Annotated in this window: 14 protein-coding genes and 1 pseudogene; all 15 read right to left on the reverse strand. The window is 61.6% G+C overall.

The annotated features are described in order from the left end of the window. A partial coding sequence (locus AB5164_RS02970) for an FtsW/RodA/SpoVE family cell cycle protein (protein ID WP_368147791.1) occupies positions 1-705 on the reverse strand: 705 nt, incomplete at its 3' end. Positions 706-714: 9 nt separating this feature from the next. After that, a complete protein-coding gene (gene mrdA / locus AB5164_RS02975) occupies positions 715-2,784 on the reverse strand; it encodes a penicillin-binding protein 2 (protein ID WP_368142328.1) in 2,070 nt (689 codons plus the stop codon). 13 nt (positions 2,785-2,797) lie between these two features. Continuing rightward, on the reverse strand, positions 2,798-3,364 hold the full coding sequence (locus AB5164_RS02980; protein ID WP_040359971.1) for a rod shape-determining protein MreD: 567 nt from the start codon (positions 3,362-3,364) through the stop codon (positions 2,798-2,800). 11 nt (positions 3,365-3,375) lie between these two features. Beyond that, positions 3,376-4,317, reverse strand: a complete 942-nt coding sequence (gene mreC, locus AB5164_RS02985) for a rod shape-determining protein MreC (RefSeq protein WP_082421788.1) — start codon at positions 4,315-4,317, stop codon at positions 3,376-3,378. A 78-nt stretch (positions 4,318-4,395) separates the two neighbouring features. After that, positions 4,396-5,427 (reverse strand): rod shape-determining protein, encoded by a 1,032-nt coding sequence (locus tag AB5164_RS02990; protein WP_006236061.1) that lies wholly within the window; start codon positions 5,425-5,427, stop codon positions 4,396-4,398. Positions 5,428-5,554: 127 nt separating this feature from the next. Beyond that, positions 5,555-6,859 (reverse strand): tetratricopeptide repeat protein, encoded by a 1,305-nt coding sequence (locus AB5164_RS02995; protein ID WP_368142329.1) that lies wholly within the window; start codon positions 6,857-6,859, stop codon positions 5,555-5,557. 11 nt (positions 6,860-6,870) lie between these two features. Next, on the reverse strand, positions 6,871-7,413 hold the full coding sequence (locus AB5164_RS03000; protein WP_006236059.1) for a peptidylprolyl isomerase: 543 nt from the start codon (positions 7,411-7,413) through the stop codon (positions 6,871-6,873). 107 nt (positions 7,414-7,520) lie between these two features. Further along, positions 7,521-8,663, reverse strand: coding sequence for a zinc ribbon domain-containing protein (locus AB5164_RS03005; protein WP_368142330.1), 1,143 nt, complete (start codon positions 8,661-8,663; stop codon positions 7,521-7,523). A 103-nt stretch (positions 8,664-8,766) separates the two neighbouring features. After that, the gene (locus AB5164_RS03010) at positions 8,767-11,490 is read right to left on the reverse strand and encodes an HAD-IC family P-type ATPase (protein WP_368142331.1); all 2,724 of its coding nucleotides are present in this window, start codon (positions 11,488-11,490) and stop codon (positions 8,767-8,769) included. A gap of 304 nt (positions 11,491-11,794) precedes the next feature. Continuing rightward, the gene (locus tag AB5164_RS03015; RefSeq protein ID WP_368142332.1) at positions 11,795-12,859 is read right to left on the reverse strand and encodes a peptidoglycan recognition protein family protein; all 1,065 of its coding nucleotides are present in this window, start codon (positions 12,857-12,859) and stop codon (positions 11,795-11,797) included. Beyond that, positions 12,859-13,164 (reverse strand): hypothetical protein, encoded by a 306-nt coding sequence (locus AB5164_RS03020; RefSeq protein ID WP_368142333.1) that lies wholly within the window; start codon positions 13,162-13,164, stop codon positions 12,859-12,861. The genes AB5164_RS03015 and AB5164_RS03020 overlap by 1 nt, the downstream gene beginning before the upstream one ends. A 10-nt stretch (positions 13,165-13,174) precedes the next feature. Further along, positions 13,175-13,588 (reverse strand): hypothetical protein, encoded by a 414-nt coding sequence (locus tag AB5164_RS03025; protein ID WP_368142334.1) that lies wholly within the window; start codon positions 13,586-13,588, stop codon positions 13,175-13,177. 20 nt (positions 13,589-13,608) lie between these two features. After that, positions 13,609-13,776 carry an XkdX family protein gene (locus tag AB5164_RS03030; RefSeq protein WP_368142335.1) on the reverse strand — a complete coding sequence of 56 codons (168 nt, stop codon included), beginning with the start codon at positions 13,774-13,776 and terminating at the stop codon, positions 13,609-13,611. After that, positions 13,776-14,102, reverse strand: a complete 327-nt coding sequence (locus tag AB5164_RS03035; protein WP_368142336.1) for a hypothetical protein — start codon at positions 14,100-14,102, stop codon at positions 13,776-13,778. The genes AB5164_RS03030 and AB5164_RS03035 overlap by 1 nt, the downstream gene beginning before the upstream one ends. A 170-nt stretch (positions 14,103-14,272) precedes the next feature. After that, a pseudogene (locus AB5164_RS03040) lies at positions 14,273-14,485 on the reverse strand (hypothetical protein); the annotation flags it as partial.

Genomic DNA, 14,485 nt, shown 5'->3' on the forward strand with positions numbered 1-14,485 from the left:
ATCAAAGACCGAATCGAGCGCCAGGACGAGGGCCACCAGGCCCACGAGCAGGGCCAGGGTCGACAGCACCCATTCGCGGCGTGCACCGCTCATGCAGATGACGATGGCGCCCGAAACCAGCACGACCAGGCCCGAGCCCAGGTCGCCCATGGCAACGACGGCCAAAAACGGAATGGACAGCATGCCGCAGAGCTTGACGTAGTCGCGAACGGTATCGATGCGACCGTTATACTGCGAGCCAAGCGTAGCAATAAAGAAGATGGTGATGAGCTTGGCAAGCTCAACCGGCTGGAATGTCAAGCCGATACCGGGAATCTTGATCCAGCCCGTCATGCCCAGACCGCCCGTATAGGACAGACCCGGAATCTTGGGCGAGAAGATCACGATCAGGTCGATGACGAGCAACGCCGTCGAGAAATTGGAAATACCGCGAAGGTCGGTACGCCAGACCAGCACCGCCAGCACCGCCCCGATGCCAATTCCCAGCAGATGGCGTGAGAACGAGGCATCGGCCTTAAACTGCGAAGCCGACCAGATAATGATGGCACCGTAGGCGACGAGCGCCACAGTAGCCACGAGCACACCGATATGCACCTTTTGGCGAAACGTGCCGCGCGAGGCCGAAAGTTGCTTGTTGACGCGGTCCAGGCTGCTGCGAGAGCCGGTCTTGGTTGAACGGAACAGATCCGCCGGAGAAAAATCCATCGCAACCTCCTATCGAACCGAAGAATCGCCCGAGGCCGAAGAGGTATCGGGCTCGTCATAAATCACGCCGAGCACGTCGCGCACGACATGCATCGCGGTATCTGAGCCGCCGCCGCCCTGCTCCAGAACAGTAGCGATGACATACTTGGGATCATCGGCCGGTGCATAGGCGCAGAACCACGCGTATTCGTCCTCGCCACTTTTCTCGCCCGTGCCCGACTTGCCGTATACCTGCGGCGTCAGGGTGCCAAAGTGCGCCGCCAGGGACGTCGATGCCGTGTAAATCACGTCGTGCATGCCGTTGCGAACTAGAGCCAAATCCGAATCGCTGTTGATCTTGGCCTCCAGGCGCTTCTTCTTGCCCTTGCCGTTGTACTTATAGGCATCGCCGTCGCCATCGCGCGACACGGCAGACAAAAACACGTGAGGCACGTACTGTTTGCCGCCGTTGGCAAGACCCATATAGGCACACGCCATCTGCAGGGGCGTCACCAGAATGTCGCCCTGACCGATGGCAATGTTGGTCATATCGCCGGCATTCCACTTGCGGTCCTCGGCAGAGGCGTCGGTGAAGTACGACTCTTTCCACTCGGCATCGGGAATACGGCCCGCGCCCTCACTCGGCAGATCGATACCGCAGGTTTTGCCTAGACCCCAGCGACGAAAGACCTCCTGCAGGCCCTCGGGATGTTGCTCGTCATAAAAGAACGCCTTGCCCATGTCGTAGAAGACGGGGTCGCACGAGTTGGCGATTCCCGACTGCAGCGTCATGGTGCCGTGGCCAGACGTCAGCCAGCAGCGCTTGCCCCACGACTTGCCCAGGCCCGTCCAATAGCCCGTGCAGTTGGTTGTCTGCGTTGAAGTGTAAGTTCCAAACTCAAGACCGGCCAGCGCCGAGAGCGGCTTGATGGTCGAGGCCGACATGTACTGTCCGCTAATGGCGCGGTTGAGCAGCGGGTGCGAACCCTTGTCATCATTGAGCTCGGTCCACACGTCATTTGAGACGCCACCGATAAAGACGGACGGATCGAACTTGGGCTCGCTCGCCATGCCCAGAATCTCGCCATTGTTGGGATCGAGACACACTACAGCGCCGTTGCCGGCATTGCTGTAGCCAGTGGTCTTGGCAAGCTCGATAGCGCTCGCCAGCGCCGTCTCACAGGCCTGTTGAATCTTAAGGTCGAGCGTGAGCTTAATGTCGGAGCCGGCCTTCGCGGGCACGGCGCCGGCCTGACCGGTCACATTGCCCGAGGCATCGACCTTGACGGTCTGCTCGCCACGAATACCCTGCAGCAGGTTTTCGTAGTAGCTCTCAACGCCCGCCTGGCCCACGATATCGCCCGACTGGTACGTAATCTTGCCAGCAGAAGCATCATCATCGCCAGAGGTTTTCTTATTCTGGGCCTCGAGCTGCTCGGAGGTAATGGTGCCGGTATAGCCCAAGATATGGCATGCCGTCTCGCCATATGGATACTGACGCTCGGTACGCTCGGCAATCTTGACGCCCGGGAACTCGCCGGCATGCTCCTGAATATAGGCAACTGTGGAGCGACGGACGTCCGTCGCGATGGTATGCAGGCTCTGGGCGCCCTCTGTATTGTCCTGGATATTGCGAAGGACCGCCACGTAAGGCATTCCAAGCACGTTGGCAAGATGGCGAACCAGAACCTCATCCTCGGCAAGGTCGCGGTAGGCCACGACAGCAAGTGAGGGACGGTTCTGGACAAGCGCCACGCCATTGCGGTCGAGGATGCGGCCGCGTACAGCAGGAGTGGTAACGGTGCGAGTCTGATTGCTATTAGCCTGCTTCTCGTAATAGTCCGACGAGACCATCTGCATGCCCCACAGCTTGACGGCAAGCGCCGCAAACATCGCGCCCACACCCGTGGTGAGGATGGAAAAGCGGCCCTTAAAGGCGGTCGCCGCGGTATTGCCCTCGCCCTCGGTGGCGCGCGGGGCCGTTCCATGCTGTGTATCGTAGGTAAAACGGGAATCGCCACGACGCATGATGACCAGCGCGACCACAATGGCCACAACCAGCACGATACCGGCGATAATAACCGTCAACTGGGAAGACATCTATGGGCCTCCCCTATTTGAGCTTGCGGGTCTTGGGCTTAAAGCGCATACCCGTCTGGCGTCCGCCACGCGCGGAGAATCCATAGCCGGACTGCGGCACGACGCCGGACATCAAAAACGGAATGGCAACCAGACCCGTCAGGATCGAGGACGGCAGTGCATGGCCGAAGATCGCCACGACAAAGCTCGTCTCCAAACCCATAAACAGCAAGATGATGCTGTAGATCACATTAATGACGAGCGCGAACGCGCCCACGGTGACGCCGCGCGCACTCGGGCTACCGCCCGTCTGACCGACGGCACTGTGCACCAGGGCAAAAGAACCCACGGTCAGCAGGAGCGACATAACGCCCACCGGCACGGCAGCGGACAGGTCATAAAACAAGCCGCTGCAAAAACCGCACACGACGGCACGGGTCGGGTCGCCCGAGAACACGCTTAGGCACACCAGGATAATCATGAAGTTGACGCGACCGCCCGCAATGGAGATCTGCGGTGCCAGGCCTGCCTGCAGCAGCACGCACACGATGGCGGCGATCACAAACGTACGGGAGCTCATCCCCTGCTCGTGTAGATCCATGGACATGCCCCCTATTCGCTCGAGCCGGAATCGGTCGTCTCGGACGTGTCGGAACTGTCATCCGAACTCTCGTCCTTCGTCTTGGTCGCAGCATCGCGCGACGTTCCCTGCGGCGTGCTATTAGCGGTGCTCACGTCCTCATCCGAGGCCGACTGTTCGTCGGTCAGCGAGGTAATGACCAGCACTTCCTCGTTGTTCTCGGCCGTGGTCTGAGCGCGCACCACAATGGTGTAGTACACGTCGTTTGCCGATTTCTCGACCGACGAGACGGTGCCGAGCGGTAGACCCTTAGGGAACACACCGCCAATGCCGGAGGTCACGATGATGTCGCCGACTTTAACGTCGGAGTCGACGCTCACATACTCAAGACGCAGCGTGCCGTCAGCCTGACCCTGCAGCATGCCCTGGGCGCGCGTGTCCTGTACCATGGCGGACACACCCGAGTTCTCGTCGCCAATCAGGCGCACGGTGGACGTCTTGGCCGAGACTTCGATGATCTGGCCGATAACACCGGCAGAACTCGTCACGGGCATGTTGATGGTAAGGCCGTCGGCAGAGCCCTTGTCGATGGTAACGGTCGAGGTCCAGGCATCGCCCGAGGCACCAACGATACGAGCAGCGGTCGATTTGAGGTTATAGGTCGACTGCAGGCCGACCAGCCCCTCCAGACGCTCAGCGGTCTTTTGAGCCTCGGAGAGCTCAGCAACCTTAGAGGTCAGTTCCTCGTTTTGCTTCTTGAGCTCGTCGAGCGTGTCCTGCGACGCCGTAAGGTTAGAGAACACGTTGCCGATGGCATTGAAAGGAGCCGCCACAGCCGAACCCACAAAGCGCACCGGCGAGGTAATCGTCGTTACGCCCGAACGCACGGCATGAATCGGCCCTGCCTCGCCCTCGCGGATGTAAAACGTGAGCAGCAACACCGAAATCAGGCTGAAAACAATCAACGGGCGCATACCCGTTGATTGTCGCTTGGTATTCAGATTTGTGGAGAAACCCGAAGATCGTGCCAAATGGAATCCACCTTTTGGAAATTAAGCATTGGTCTGGACGAAGCCGCCATCAAACGCATTGGCCTCGAGCACGCGGGCACAGCCGTTAACGACGTTATCGAGCGCCGTGGGGCTGACGTTGACCGAAACGCCGGTCTCATCGCGCAGACGCACGTCGAGACCGCGTAGCAGAGCGCCACCACCGGTCAGCAAAATGCCGTAGTACATAAGGTCAGAGGCAAGATCGGGCGGCGTGGCATCGAGGGCGTCCTTGACGGCCTTGGCCATCTCGTCGAGCGGCTTGTTGAGCGCGCGACGAATCTCCTCGCTCTCGATGCGCACGGTCTTGGGCAGACCGGTGATCACGTCGCGGCCGTTGACCTCGACGTCGAGCTCGTCCTTGAGCGGCACGGCGGAGCCGACCTTAATCTTGATATCCTCTGCCGTGCGCTCGCCGATGGCCAGGTTATAGGCATCGCGAACGTGCGTAAGGATAGCCTGGTCGAACTCGTCGCCGGCAATACGGATGGACTGCGAAACGACGATGCCGCCCATAGCGATAACGGCAACCTCGGTGGTACCGCCACCGATGTCGATGACCATGGAGCCGGTGGGCTCCTCGACGGGCAGGTCGGCGCCGATAGCGGCAGCCATGGGCTCCTCGATCAGATAGGCCTGGCGGGCACCGGCCTGGATCGTGGCCTCAAAGACAGCACGCTTCTCGACCGACGTGACACCGGAAGGAACGCAGACGACAACACGCGGACGCGGGGTCCACGGATAGCGCTTCTCGGACGCCTTGTCGATAAAGTAGCGAAGCATGGCCTCGGTAACATCGAAGTCGGCGATGACGCCGTCCTTCAGGGGACGAACGGCCACGATGTTGCCGGGCGTACGGCCGAGCATGCGCTTTGCCTCGATACCGACCGCCAGGATGCGCTCGTCGTTCTTGTCGATGGCGACAACAGAGGGCTCGCGAATGACGATGCCCTTGCCGCGCACGGAGACAAGCGTATTTGCGGTGCCGAGGTCGATGGCAAGATCGCCCGCATAGCTACCGAAGAACATATCCATCAAAGAAAACAACGCAACTCCTGATGTGTTGGATGATTGCTGGAAAACTACTAGCTCATCATACTAGCGCAAGCCCGGCACCTCACTTGCGGTGAAGCGCCGGGCAAAGCTAAATCCCATAAGGTCACTACTGGTTGTCAGCAGCCGAGAAATCCATATCGAGCGAGGAAACGGCCCAGCCGATATGGTTGTCGGAGCGCACGAATTTGACGGTGTACTCCTGCTCGCCGCCCTTGGACAGCGATGCCTTCACCTTGGCGGTCGTCTCGGTCATGGACTGATCCATGCCCTCGACGGACACGGTGGCACCCTGCGGAATCGAGGAGATAATCATCGACTTGGCGTCCTCGGACAGGCTCGAGGCCAGGCAAGACTCGGCCTTTGCGGTGTCACCGTCGCCGGCAGCCTGGAACAGATCGGAAACCACAGATTCCTGAGACGGGAAGCCAAAGCCGCGCGTGTAGGCAAAGCCCAGACCGCCCGCGGCGATCAAAATGAGCAGAAGCAGCACGATGAAGACTTTGAGACCCGTGTGGCGATGGCGACGACGGACCTTGGCCTGCTTACGATCCTGACGGTCCTGCTGGACCATCTCGGACTCGGACAGCGTAAAGAAGCCGGTGTCCGAGGGATCGGGCATAAACTGACCGGTCGCGCCCGTAGGATCGAGCGGATCGACGGCAGGAGCGTCCATCGCGGGCGCCGGAGCCGTGGCCATAGCCGTCTGGGCAGACAGCGCGGCAAGCGAATCGTGCACGCGGGCAAGCTCATCGGCCTGCTCGGAGGTGAGCTGGTAGATGCCATCGGCAGTAGCGGCGTTAAAGGCGTCGAGTGCGTCGGAGGGACGGCCGGCGGCAGAAAGCGCCTGACCCATGCCGGCGCTGAGCGCACGCGTGTCGTCGCGGGGGCCGGCAAAGTCGATAGCCGTGCGGTAGGTCTCCACGGCATCCGCCGGACGGCCGAGCTTGATGAAGCAACGACCGAGCTCGCCGAGCGCGGCGGCAGGAGCCGGATTGGCGCCGTCGATGGCAGCCTGACGGAAGGCAGTACCCGCGTTGGCATAGTCGCCCGACTGGAACAGCGCATTGCCCAGGCCCAGATAGGCCTTGAACGGCGTGGCATAGGAAGCATCCTGCGTAGCGGCAGAGAACGCCTGGGCGGCCGTCGTGTAGTCGCCCACGGCGGCGAGCGCCTTGCCGCGGTTGGTGAGCAGCGCGCCGCGCTTGCCGTAGGTGCCGTCGTTGAGGGCGGCGGCATAAGCCTCGGCGGCCTCGGCATACATGCCCAGGTGCATCAAGGCGTTGCCACGAAGGTGATCGGCCTCGCCCATAATCTCATCGGGAGTCTTTGCCGCCCCAAGCATCTGGGCTGCAGCGGAAAAATCACCCGCGCGGTAAGCGGCGCGGCCCTGTTGGATCAGCTGGCTATTCAAGGAAGTCCCCTTTACTCGTGAACGATCTCGACATGAACGATCTCGTCGCCGGCACGCAGCTGCGAAATCACATCGAGACCCTCGACCGTGGTACCAAAGACGGTGTAACCGGAATCGAGGTTATGCTGGGCACCCAGGCAGAAGTAAAACTGCGAACCCGCGGAATCGGGGTCCATGGAGCGTGCCATGGCAAGGGCGCCATCGACATGGCTGTTGCGCGGATTGGTGGCAAACTCGCCCTTGATGCAGTAGCCGGGGCCACCGGTACCGGGCATGCCGTCGGGGCCCTCAAGACCGGCAGCGACGTCGGCGCCGGACATATCGCGGGTATTGGGGTCGCCGCCCTGAATGACGAAGCCGGGCACATAGCGATGGAACTTAAGGCCATCATAGAAACCCATCGTGGAAAGCTCGCAGAAGTTCGCGACATGAATGGGAGCGCCCTCGCCGTCAAACTTGACCTTGATGGTACCCTTCGACGTCTCGATAACGGCGCACTCGTCGCCGGCAAGCTGATACTCGGGCGTGTAGAGCTCTTTCTTAAAACCAAACATGTGGTTCCTTCCTCGTGCGTTTAAAGCATATTTGTACGAATTGTAGCAATAAGCATGCGCTTACATCAATTGCGCACGTAGGTTATGCCGACTATGGCGAACTAATTTTAGGAACGCTGCTGCGGCTTCCAGGAGCCCACGTTGGCGTCGTACTGGTTCAGCGCGCTGTTGCCGCCCTGTGCGATGGGCGCCAGGATATCACTTTGGTGGGAACTCATCGACTCGCCATCGGGAATGGCCAGCGAGATGTCCCAGCTCTGGCAGATCACGTCGACGCGCTCGTACATCCACTCGGCAAGCTGCTTTAAGTGGGCGATGTCGTCCGCATAGACCGTATCGTCCTGGTACTTAAGGTTGTTGAGCTCATCTTGCGTCTTTTTTATCTGGTCACGCAGGGCGTAGGCACTCTGCGACAGCTCCTGACGGGTGGACAGTGGCGTTCGAAGATAGCCGTTGTTAAAAGAATCGATGACCTCGCCGATCTGGTCCTCGTCACCGTAGGACACGATGGTCTGATACAGACCGTCGAGCCTGGTATAGAGCTGATCGTCGGTGAGCACGGTTTCTTCCTGGACCACCTCGGCAGAATCGTCTTGCTTGGTATCGTCCTCAGTCGCCTCGCCCTTTTGGCGCGTGGGGAAGGTGGTTTGTGCAGCTTGGCCAAACTGGTCGTAGAAGCCAGGCATGACACCCATGGGATCGGTCGTCACGAACCAATAGGCACCGCCGCAAACGACGGCAAGTACCGCGATGACGATGAGCGGCTTGGGGATATGACGCTTGTGCTTGTGATAGGCGTCCTCGTCGGGATGCACTTTGCGCTTGGGTTTTTGAGCATCGTCGTGCAGGGAAACGGGCGTGGGAATATCGACCTTGGGGATACCGAAATCCTTATCGAAAGCCGGCAGCACGCAGGTCTCGTTGGGATCGGCGGCGTCCGAAAGAACCGCGGCAGCCGAGGCGGGCGCATGAGGCACCTCGGTATCGATCTGCTCTTGCGTTAGGCGCGGAAAGCCCGCCGTGCGGCCCGCTGCCAGGTCGGATGCGGCCGCGTCCTCGGAGAGGATACCCGGAGCGGGGCGTCCGCATTTGGGACACGTACGATCGTGCGGAGAAAGACGGGCACCGCAGCCCTCGCAGAACACGAACTCGGTGTGCTCGGGGCCATCGCCCGGACCCACATAGGCGTTGCAGTAGGGGCAGAACGAGGCGCCGTCCTCGATAGTCTTAAGGCAATGCGGGCAGATCACGGCATCCTCTTTTCGAAGCAATTCAAACAATCGAGGTTAGAGCATAACATCGCCACGGCCCCACAGGAGCAAGGCACCAATTCAACATCGCCAGGGCGCGTAGTTACTTCTTCTTTTTGCTTGGCATCGAGACTTTGATGCCTTGGGCGGACTTGGTCACGCGAGAGCGCTTGGCTCCGGTACTCCTCTTTTTCTTGGGCTGGGCCTGGGCCACGCCCTCGAGTGCACGGGCCTCGGCCTCGCGAGCGGTGCGATCTTCGCGGCGCTGCGCCATGTCGGCGGCGACGCGCTTGGCAAAACGCTCGGCCGTCGAACCCGTCGAGCTCACCTTGCCGCCACCGCGACCCAGGTGGACGCGCACACCACGGCCAAAACCAGTTGCGGCATGACGACGACGCGGCTTGAGCGAATCCATCATCGTGGCGAGCTTAAAGAACACCGAGCAGGTAAAGACCACGATAACAGCCAAGATAACCATCTGGCCCATCGACAGGTTGGCAATAGACAGCAGCTCCGGGAATCCGATAACGCCCACCAGGATGCCGGCGACTACAAACACAAAGAGCACCACACGTAAGGGCGTGAGAGGCTGCGAGATGCGCCAGATTAGGCTGACGCTCGCCGCGCACGACGTAAGCAGGCACATCGTAGACAGCGTGAGCTGGCTAAAGCCAAACACGCGCGCCACAAAGATATCGAGCGCCGCAGCCAAAATGACCGCAATCGACGCCGGCAGTGCACGCTTGAGTACGTTGCTCAAAAACGCACCCTTCACACGAGCATTGTTGGGCTCCAGGCCCAACACAAAACCCGGCGCGCCGATGCAGAAGAAGTTAATAAGCGTCATCTGGATGGGCTCGAAGGGGTACGGCGGCAGCGCGATACACAGCGCCGCCAGGCCCATCGAGAACAGCGTCTTGGTCAGGAACAGTGAGGCCGAACGCTGCAGGTTGTTGATGGAGCGACGGCCCTCGGCCACCACGGCGGGCATCGAGGCAAAATCGTTGTCGACGAGTACGATTTCGGCCACGTTGCGCGCGGCATCGGAGCCGGCCGCCATGGCGACGGAGCAGTCGGCCTCCTTGAGCGCCAGCACGTCGTTGACGCCGTCGCCCGTCATGGCCACGGTGTGCTCGCGGCGCTTGAGCGCCTGCACGAGCTCGCGCTTCTGCTGCGGGGTCACACGACCAAAGACATGGTAGCGGTCCACTGCGGCATCGAGCTTGGCCGGCGTATCGAGCGTCGTGGCGTCCACATAAGCGTCCGCCCCCGGCACGCCCACCACGCGCGCGATCGACGACACCGTACGCGGGTCGTCGCCGCTGATCACGTTGAGGGTCACGCCCTGCTCGTTAAAGTAGCCGATGGTCTCGGCCGCCGAGGTACGAATCTCGTCGCGGATGGTCACAAATCCCACGGGCTCGGCCTCGCCCACCATATCCCCATCGGGCGTAAAGCCGTCCACGCGCGCCACCACGAGCACGCGGCAGGTATCGGCAAGCTCGGCGACACGGTTCTCGACCTGGGCAAACGCACGATCAGAGAGCACAAATTGCGCGGCGCCCATTACGTAGGAGCCCTGCGCAAAAGAAGCGCCGCTCCATTTTTTAGACGACGAGAATGGAATGACCGACAGCGGCTCGGACACCTCGACCGGGCGATCGGCGTAATAGTTGAGCAGCGCCTGGCAGGTCTCGTTGGCATCGGCCGAGGTCGCACGTGCCACGTTAGCCAGCGCAAAATCGAGCACTGTGGTATCGACGGGAACAGCCGCCTCGTCCGAGTCCACGCCAAAGCCAACACCCTCAACAGGCAGCGGATACGTGCCCTCGACCTCCATACGGCCCGACGTGATGGTGCCCGTCTTGTCCAGGCACAGCACGTCGACGCGAGCGAGTGTCTCGATGCAGTAGAGCTGCTGTGCCAGCACCTTGCGGCGGGCCAGGCGCACCGTGGCGATGGCGAGCACCGACGAAGTCAGCAGCACCAAGCCTTGCGGGATCATACCCAGCAGGGCGCCCACCGTGGACAGCAGCGCCGACGAAGGCACATGACCGGCCAACAGCTCGGAGAAGCACCACGAAAGCGCGCTATCGCCCGGGGTTCCCGCGGCATCCCACAGCTCGCTCACACTCGAGGCAAACAACGCCAAACCGAGCGGGATCATGATGATGCTCGCAAAGCGCACGATGGCGTTAAGCTCGTTCATGATCTCAGAATTGACTTTTTTGACGTATTTGGCCTCGTTATTGATCTTAGCCACGTAGTTGTCGGCGCCGACATGGATCACGCGGGCGCGCAGCAGGCCCGAGTCGATAAAGCTGCCGCTCATGAGCTCGGAACCGGGCTGTTTCTTAATAAGGTCGCTCTCGCCCGTCAGCAGGCTCTCGTTCACGAGCGCCTCGCCCGACACCACCACGGCGTCGGCGGGAATCTGGTCGCCGCGCCCCAAGCGGATGATGTCGTCGAGCACGATCTGGTCCAGGCCGAGCTCCACCTCGGCGCCGTCGCGCACCGCGATGGCCTTCTTGGAGGTCAGCAGCGTGAGCTTATCGACCATCTTCTTGGAACGCATGGACTGAATGACGCCAATAGCGGTGTTCAAGAACACCACGAACAGGAACGTCAGATTCTTAAACGAACCGGTCAAAATGACCAGGAAAGCCAAGATCACGTTGATCAAATTGAACAGCGTGCAGAGGTTCTCGATGATGAGCTCTTTGACCGACTTGGTCTTGAGTTCCATGTTGCGGTTGATTTTACCGGCGGCGATACGCTCCTCGACCTCGGCGGTTGAGAGTCCGCGCTCGATATCCGTTGCTGCCATACCACGTCCCATCACGTCGCGTCGGTATAAGAAAAACCGCCCGGACCATGCGAGGTTCGGACGGTCTCACGTTCGATGGTGCCCCGTCTGCCTAGATTCTAGAACCGAGATCTGCGCCGTTGGGACCGTCGTGCTGCTCAGGATACCACGGGCGGCGTAGCGTCATCTTTTCTCGAGAAAAAAGCCCGCCCGGTAAACCCGAGCGGGCCGCGGCTAGCGCCGGTTGATGCTCACGATGCAGAGCCCGATTGTCGCCACGGTGCCGCCGAAGAGCGCGCCGAGCACGAATGCCAACGCGATCATGCTAGTACGGGTTGCCGTCGGTGACACAGACCTGGAGCCGGTCGAGCGGCTCGCCGTAGAAACCGGCGTAGTCGTCGCCGCCGTACGTGGAGCCGTCGTCGCACACGGTATCGAGCCATCCGGGGCGCACGGTGGTCTGCGAGCGATACCACGCCTGCTTGTACTCCTCGCCGCCCGGGGTCACGTAGTACATGCGCACGCCGTCGATGGTGTGGCCGGCGATTCCGGCGCAGCCGTTGACGGTATCGTTGCGGTCGCCCTTGGAAACGTAATCGAGCCAGCCGTCCTCGATTGTGTGAACCTGATACTTGAGCGTACCGCGATCAACTCGGGCGCAAAGGAGGTCGTGCTGTCGGCACGGGTATCCCGCGAAGCCGTTGTCCCCGGCGCCGAAGTCGATCACCTCGTCCAGCCAGCCGCCGCCCTTGAGGTGGAGGGAGTAGTGGACGGGGATGCGCTTGCCAGATGCCTTTGTGAAGCCGCCAGATGCCGCCTGAGCGGGCTTTGCCGCGGCAGGCTTAGCGGCGGCGGAGGGGGCTGGCGCCTTGCCGCCCTTCATCGCGTCGTACCACGCCTGGGCGCGCTGCATGTAATGGTCGCGCTGGGAGCCCGCAAGCTCGCCGGGGCAAGCCGTGGCGCTCCAGTAGCGGTGCGGGAACACGTTCTTGCACCACTCGGGGCGACCAAGGCCGTAGTATAGGCACAGGGCCGCCACGAGGTGCGCGCCGCTCTCGATGGCCTTCTCGTGGACCGTCCACGGGTTGCTGCCGCTGTTCGCGTGCTCGATGGAGATGGTCGTGTCGTTGCCGCGTCCGGTGCCGATTCCGTCGCCGCAGGCGTAGGCGCGGTCGGTGTCGTTGACGTGCTGCACGATGTAGCCGTTGCGGTCGACCGAGTAGTGCGCCGAGCAGCCGTTGGCGCCCCAGATGCCGTTGCACTGGCCGGCGTTGAGGTCGCCGGCCATGTGGTGGATGGTCACGCCCTTGATGCCGAACGGGCGGCCTGCGGAGAAGTTGCGCCCCAGAAGCTTGTACTCGTCCGGTTGGACGTTTGCGAAGTCTGCCATTAGTCCTCCTTGATGTCGCCGAGCGCCAGCAGGGCGTCCAGCCATTTGTCCGTGATGCCGACCGATTTGAAGGCCGCATAGGCCACCTGCACGCCGCCTACCGCGGCGAAGATGGACGTAACCCATGCCGAGGGTTCGGTCGGTACGCCGCCCGACATGGCCGTGAGGGCGCCGCATCCTGCCGAGACGGCGATGGCCGTCCAGCGGGCGACATTGCCCGTCATCGCCTTCGTCTTGATGGCCTGCACGATGTACGGCACGACCAGCACCGTGCATACCGTGAGGCCCGCCTGGATCTCTGTCATTCGATTGCTCCTATCTGTCGGATTCCTTGCTGTAGATCAGGTCGACGCGGTCGCAGATGTGGTCGACCTTCTCCGCCATTCCCTGGCTTCTCGCCTGGCTGTGGACCAAATCCGCGTGGAGGACGTCATTTGACGCGACGACCGACTCCATGAGCGTTTTCATTCCTTCGATCAGGGTGTTGCTGCGCTCCATCTGGGCGGCGATGCGCCCCTCCATCTGGGACCGCTCGCGGTCGCGCTGCGCCCTCTCGTCGACTTCGGCCTGCTTGCGCTCCTCGCGCTTCAGGTCGAGCTCGCCTTTCCGCTGGTTTTGGCGTTTGTACTCCTCGAGAAACTGTCTCCCGAAGTAGAACGCAACGAGCGTCAGGAGCACGCCTCCAAGCCAAGCCGGTCCGTAAGGCGCAAAAAGCTTGAGCACTTCCATCCTGGGCGCCCTCCTTCCGCCTATTCGGCCGTGTACTCCTCGCCGGTGATCTCCTTGTACTCGTCGGCGGTGATCCACTTGCACTCGACGGCCTTGTGTACTCGCGCCTTGCTCCAAAGAGGTCGGTCGTAGTACTTCTTGACGCGTGCGAAGTGCTTGGAGTGCTCGTCGGTCTTCTTCGTCGGCATTACTGGTCACCTCCGACCGTCATGAGCAGGTAGTCGATGTTTGCCGTGTTCTGCTCGGTCTGCGTCGGCTGCGACGCCTGCTCGCGCATCTGGTCGAGCAGCGCCGACACGTCGGGCGTCTCGCCGCTGTCGTAGGCGGCGAGCGCCGCGGTGTAGGCGAGCTTTCGCGCCTTCCGCTCAGCGTACTCGTCATCGTCGATAACGCCCGCGTCGTGCGCCGCGTCGGGGTCGCCGATCTGCGACAGCAGATCGCGCAGGGCGTTGACCTCGGCCATGGTGCCATCTTGAAGCTCGTTGGGGCGCGGCGTGTCTTCCTCAGTGTCCATGCGGACTCCTCTCTTGTCGGGGAATGTGCCGCCATCGTATTAGCGCCGTGAGATTGCCGAGCCGCTTTGATGGGCGCAAAGGAAGAAGGCGCGCCGCAGCACGCCTTCGATGCTTCTGTTATTTCGCAGCCGCTTCGCTTAGGCCGCTGCTTTGAGTTGCCGGTTCTCCGCTATTGCGAGGGCTTGCTTCCGCTTGAATCGTCCCTCTGGTTGGCCTGCATTGAGCACCCCCCCTGCGCGAGATTTCCGAACAGGCTGCGGTACAGCGCGTCCATGGCCCGCACGCTGCGGTGCGCGTCCAGCCGTTTCATGCCGCCGCGCCAGCTCTGGTAGCTCTGCTCCACCTGCTCGGGGGTCATGACGCCATCGGCGACCATGCGGGC

The sequence above is a fragment of the Collinsella aerofaciens genome (genome assembly GCF_040915425.1).
GTDB lineage: Bacteria > Actinomycetota > Coriobacteriia > Coriobacteriales > Coriobacteriaceae > Collinsella > Collinsella aerofaciens_BW.

Bases quoted from the DNA above. Each gene is read 5' to 3' on its own strand.
- mrdA (WP_368142328.1), bottom strand. From the start codon at position 2,784: ATGTCTTCCCAGTTGACGGTTATTATCGCCGGTATCGTGCTGGTTGTG.
- mreC (WP_082421788.1), bottom strand. From the start codon at position 4,317: ATGCGCCCGTTGATTGTTTTCAGCCTGATTTCGGTGTTGCTGCTCACG.
- AB5164_RS03030 (WP_368142335.1), bottom strand. From the start codon at position 13,776: ATGCCGACGAAGAAGACCGACGAGCACTCCAAGCACTTCGCACGCGTC.
- AB5164_RS03025 (WP_368142334.1), bottom strand. From the start codon at position 13,588: ATGGAAGTGCTCAAGCTTTTTGCGCCTTACGGACCGGCTTGGCTTGGA.
- AB5164_RS02990 (WP_006236061.1), bottom strand. From the start codon at position 5,427: ATGGATATGTTCTTCGGTAGCTATGCGGGCGATCTTGCCATCGACCTC.
- AB5164_RS03015 (WP_368142332.1), bottom strand. From the start codon at position 12,859: ATGGCAGACTTCGCAAACGTCCAACCGGACGAGTACAAGCTTCTGGGG.
- AB5164_RS03020 (WP_368142333.1), bottom strand. From the start codon at position 13,164: ATGACAGAGATCCAGGCGGGCCTCACGGTATGCACGGTGCTGGTCGTG.
- AB5164_RS02980 (WP_040359971.1), bottom strand. From the start codon at position 3,364: ATGGATCTACACGAGCAGGGGATGAGCTCCCGTACGTTTGTGATCGCC.
- AB5164_RS03000 (WP_006236059.1), bottom strand. From the start codon at position 7,413: ATGTTTGGTTTTAAGAAAGAGCTCTACACGCCCGAGTATCAGCTTGCC.
- AB5164_RS03035 (WP_368142336.1), bottom strand. From the start codon at position 14,102: ATGGACACTGAGGAAGACACGCCGCGCCCCAACGAGCTTCAAGATGGC.
- AB5164_RS03010 (WP_368142331.1), bottom strand. From the start codon at position 11,490: ATGGCAGCAACGGATATCGAGCGCGGACTCTCAACCGCCGAGGTCGAG.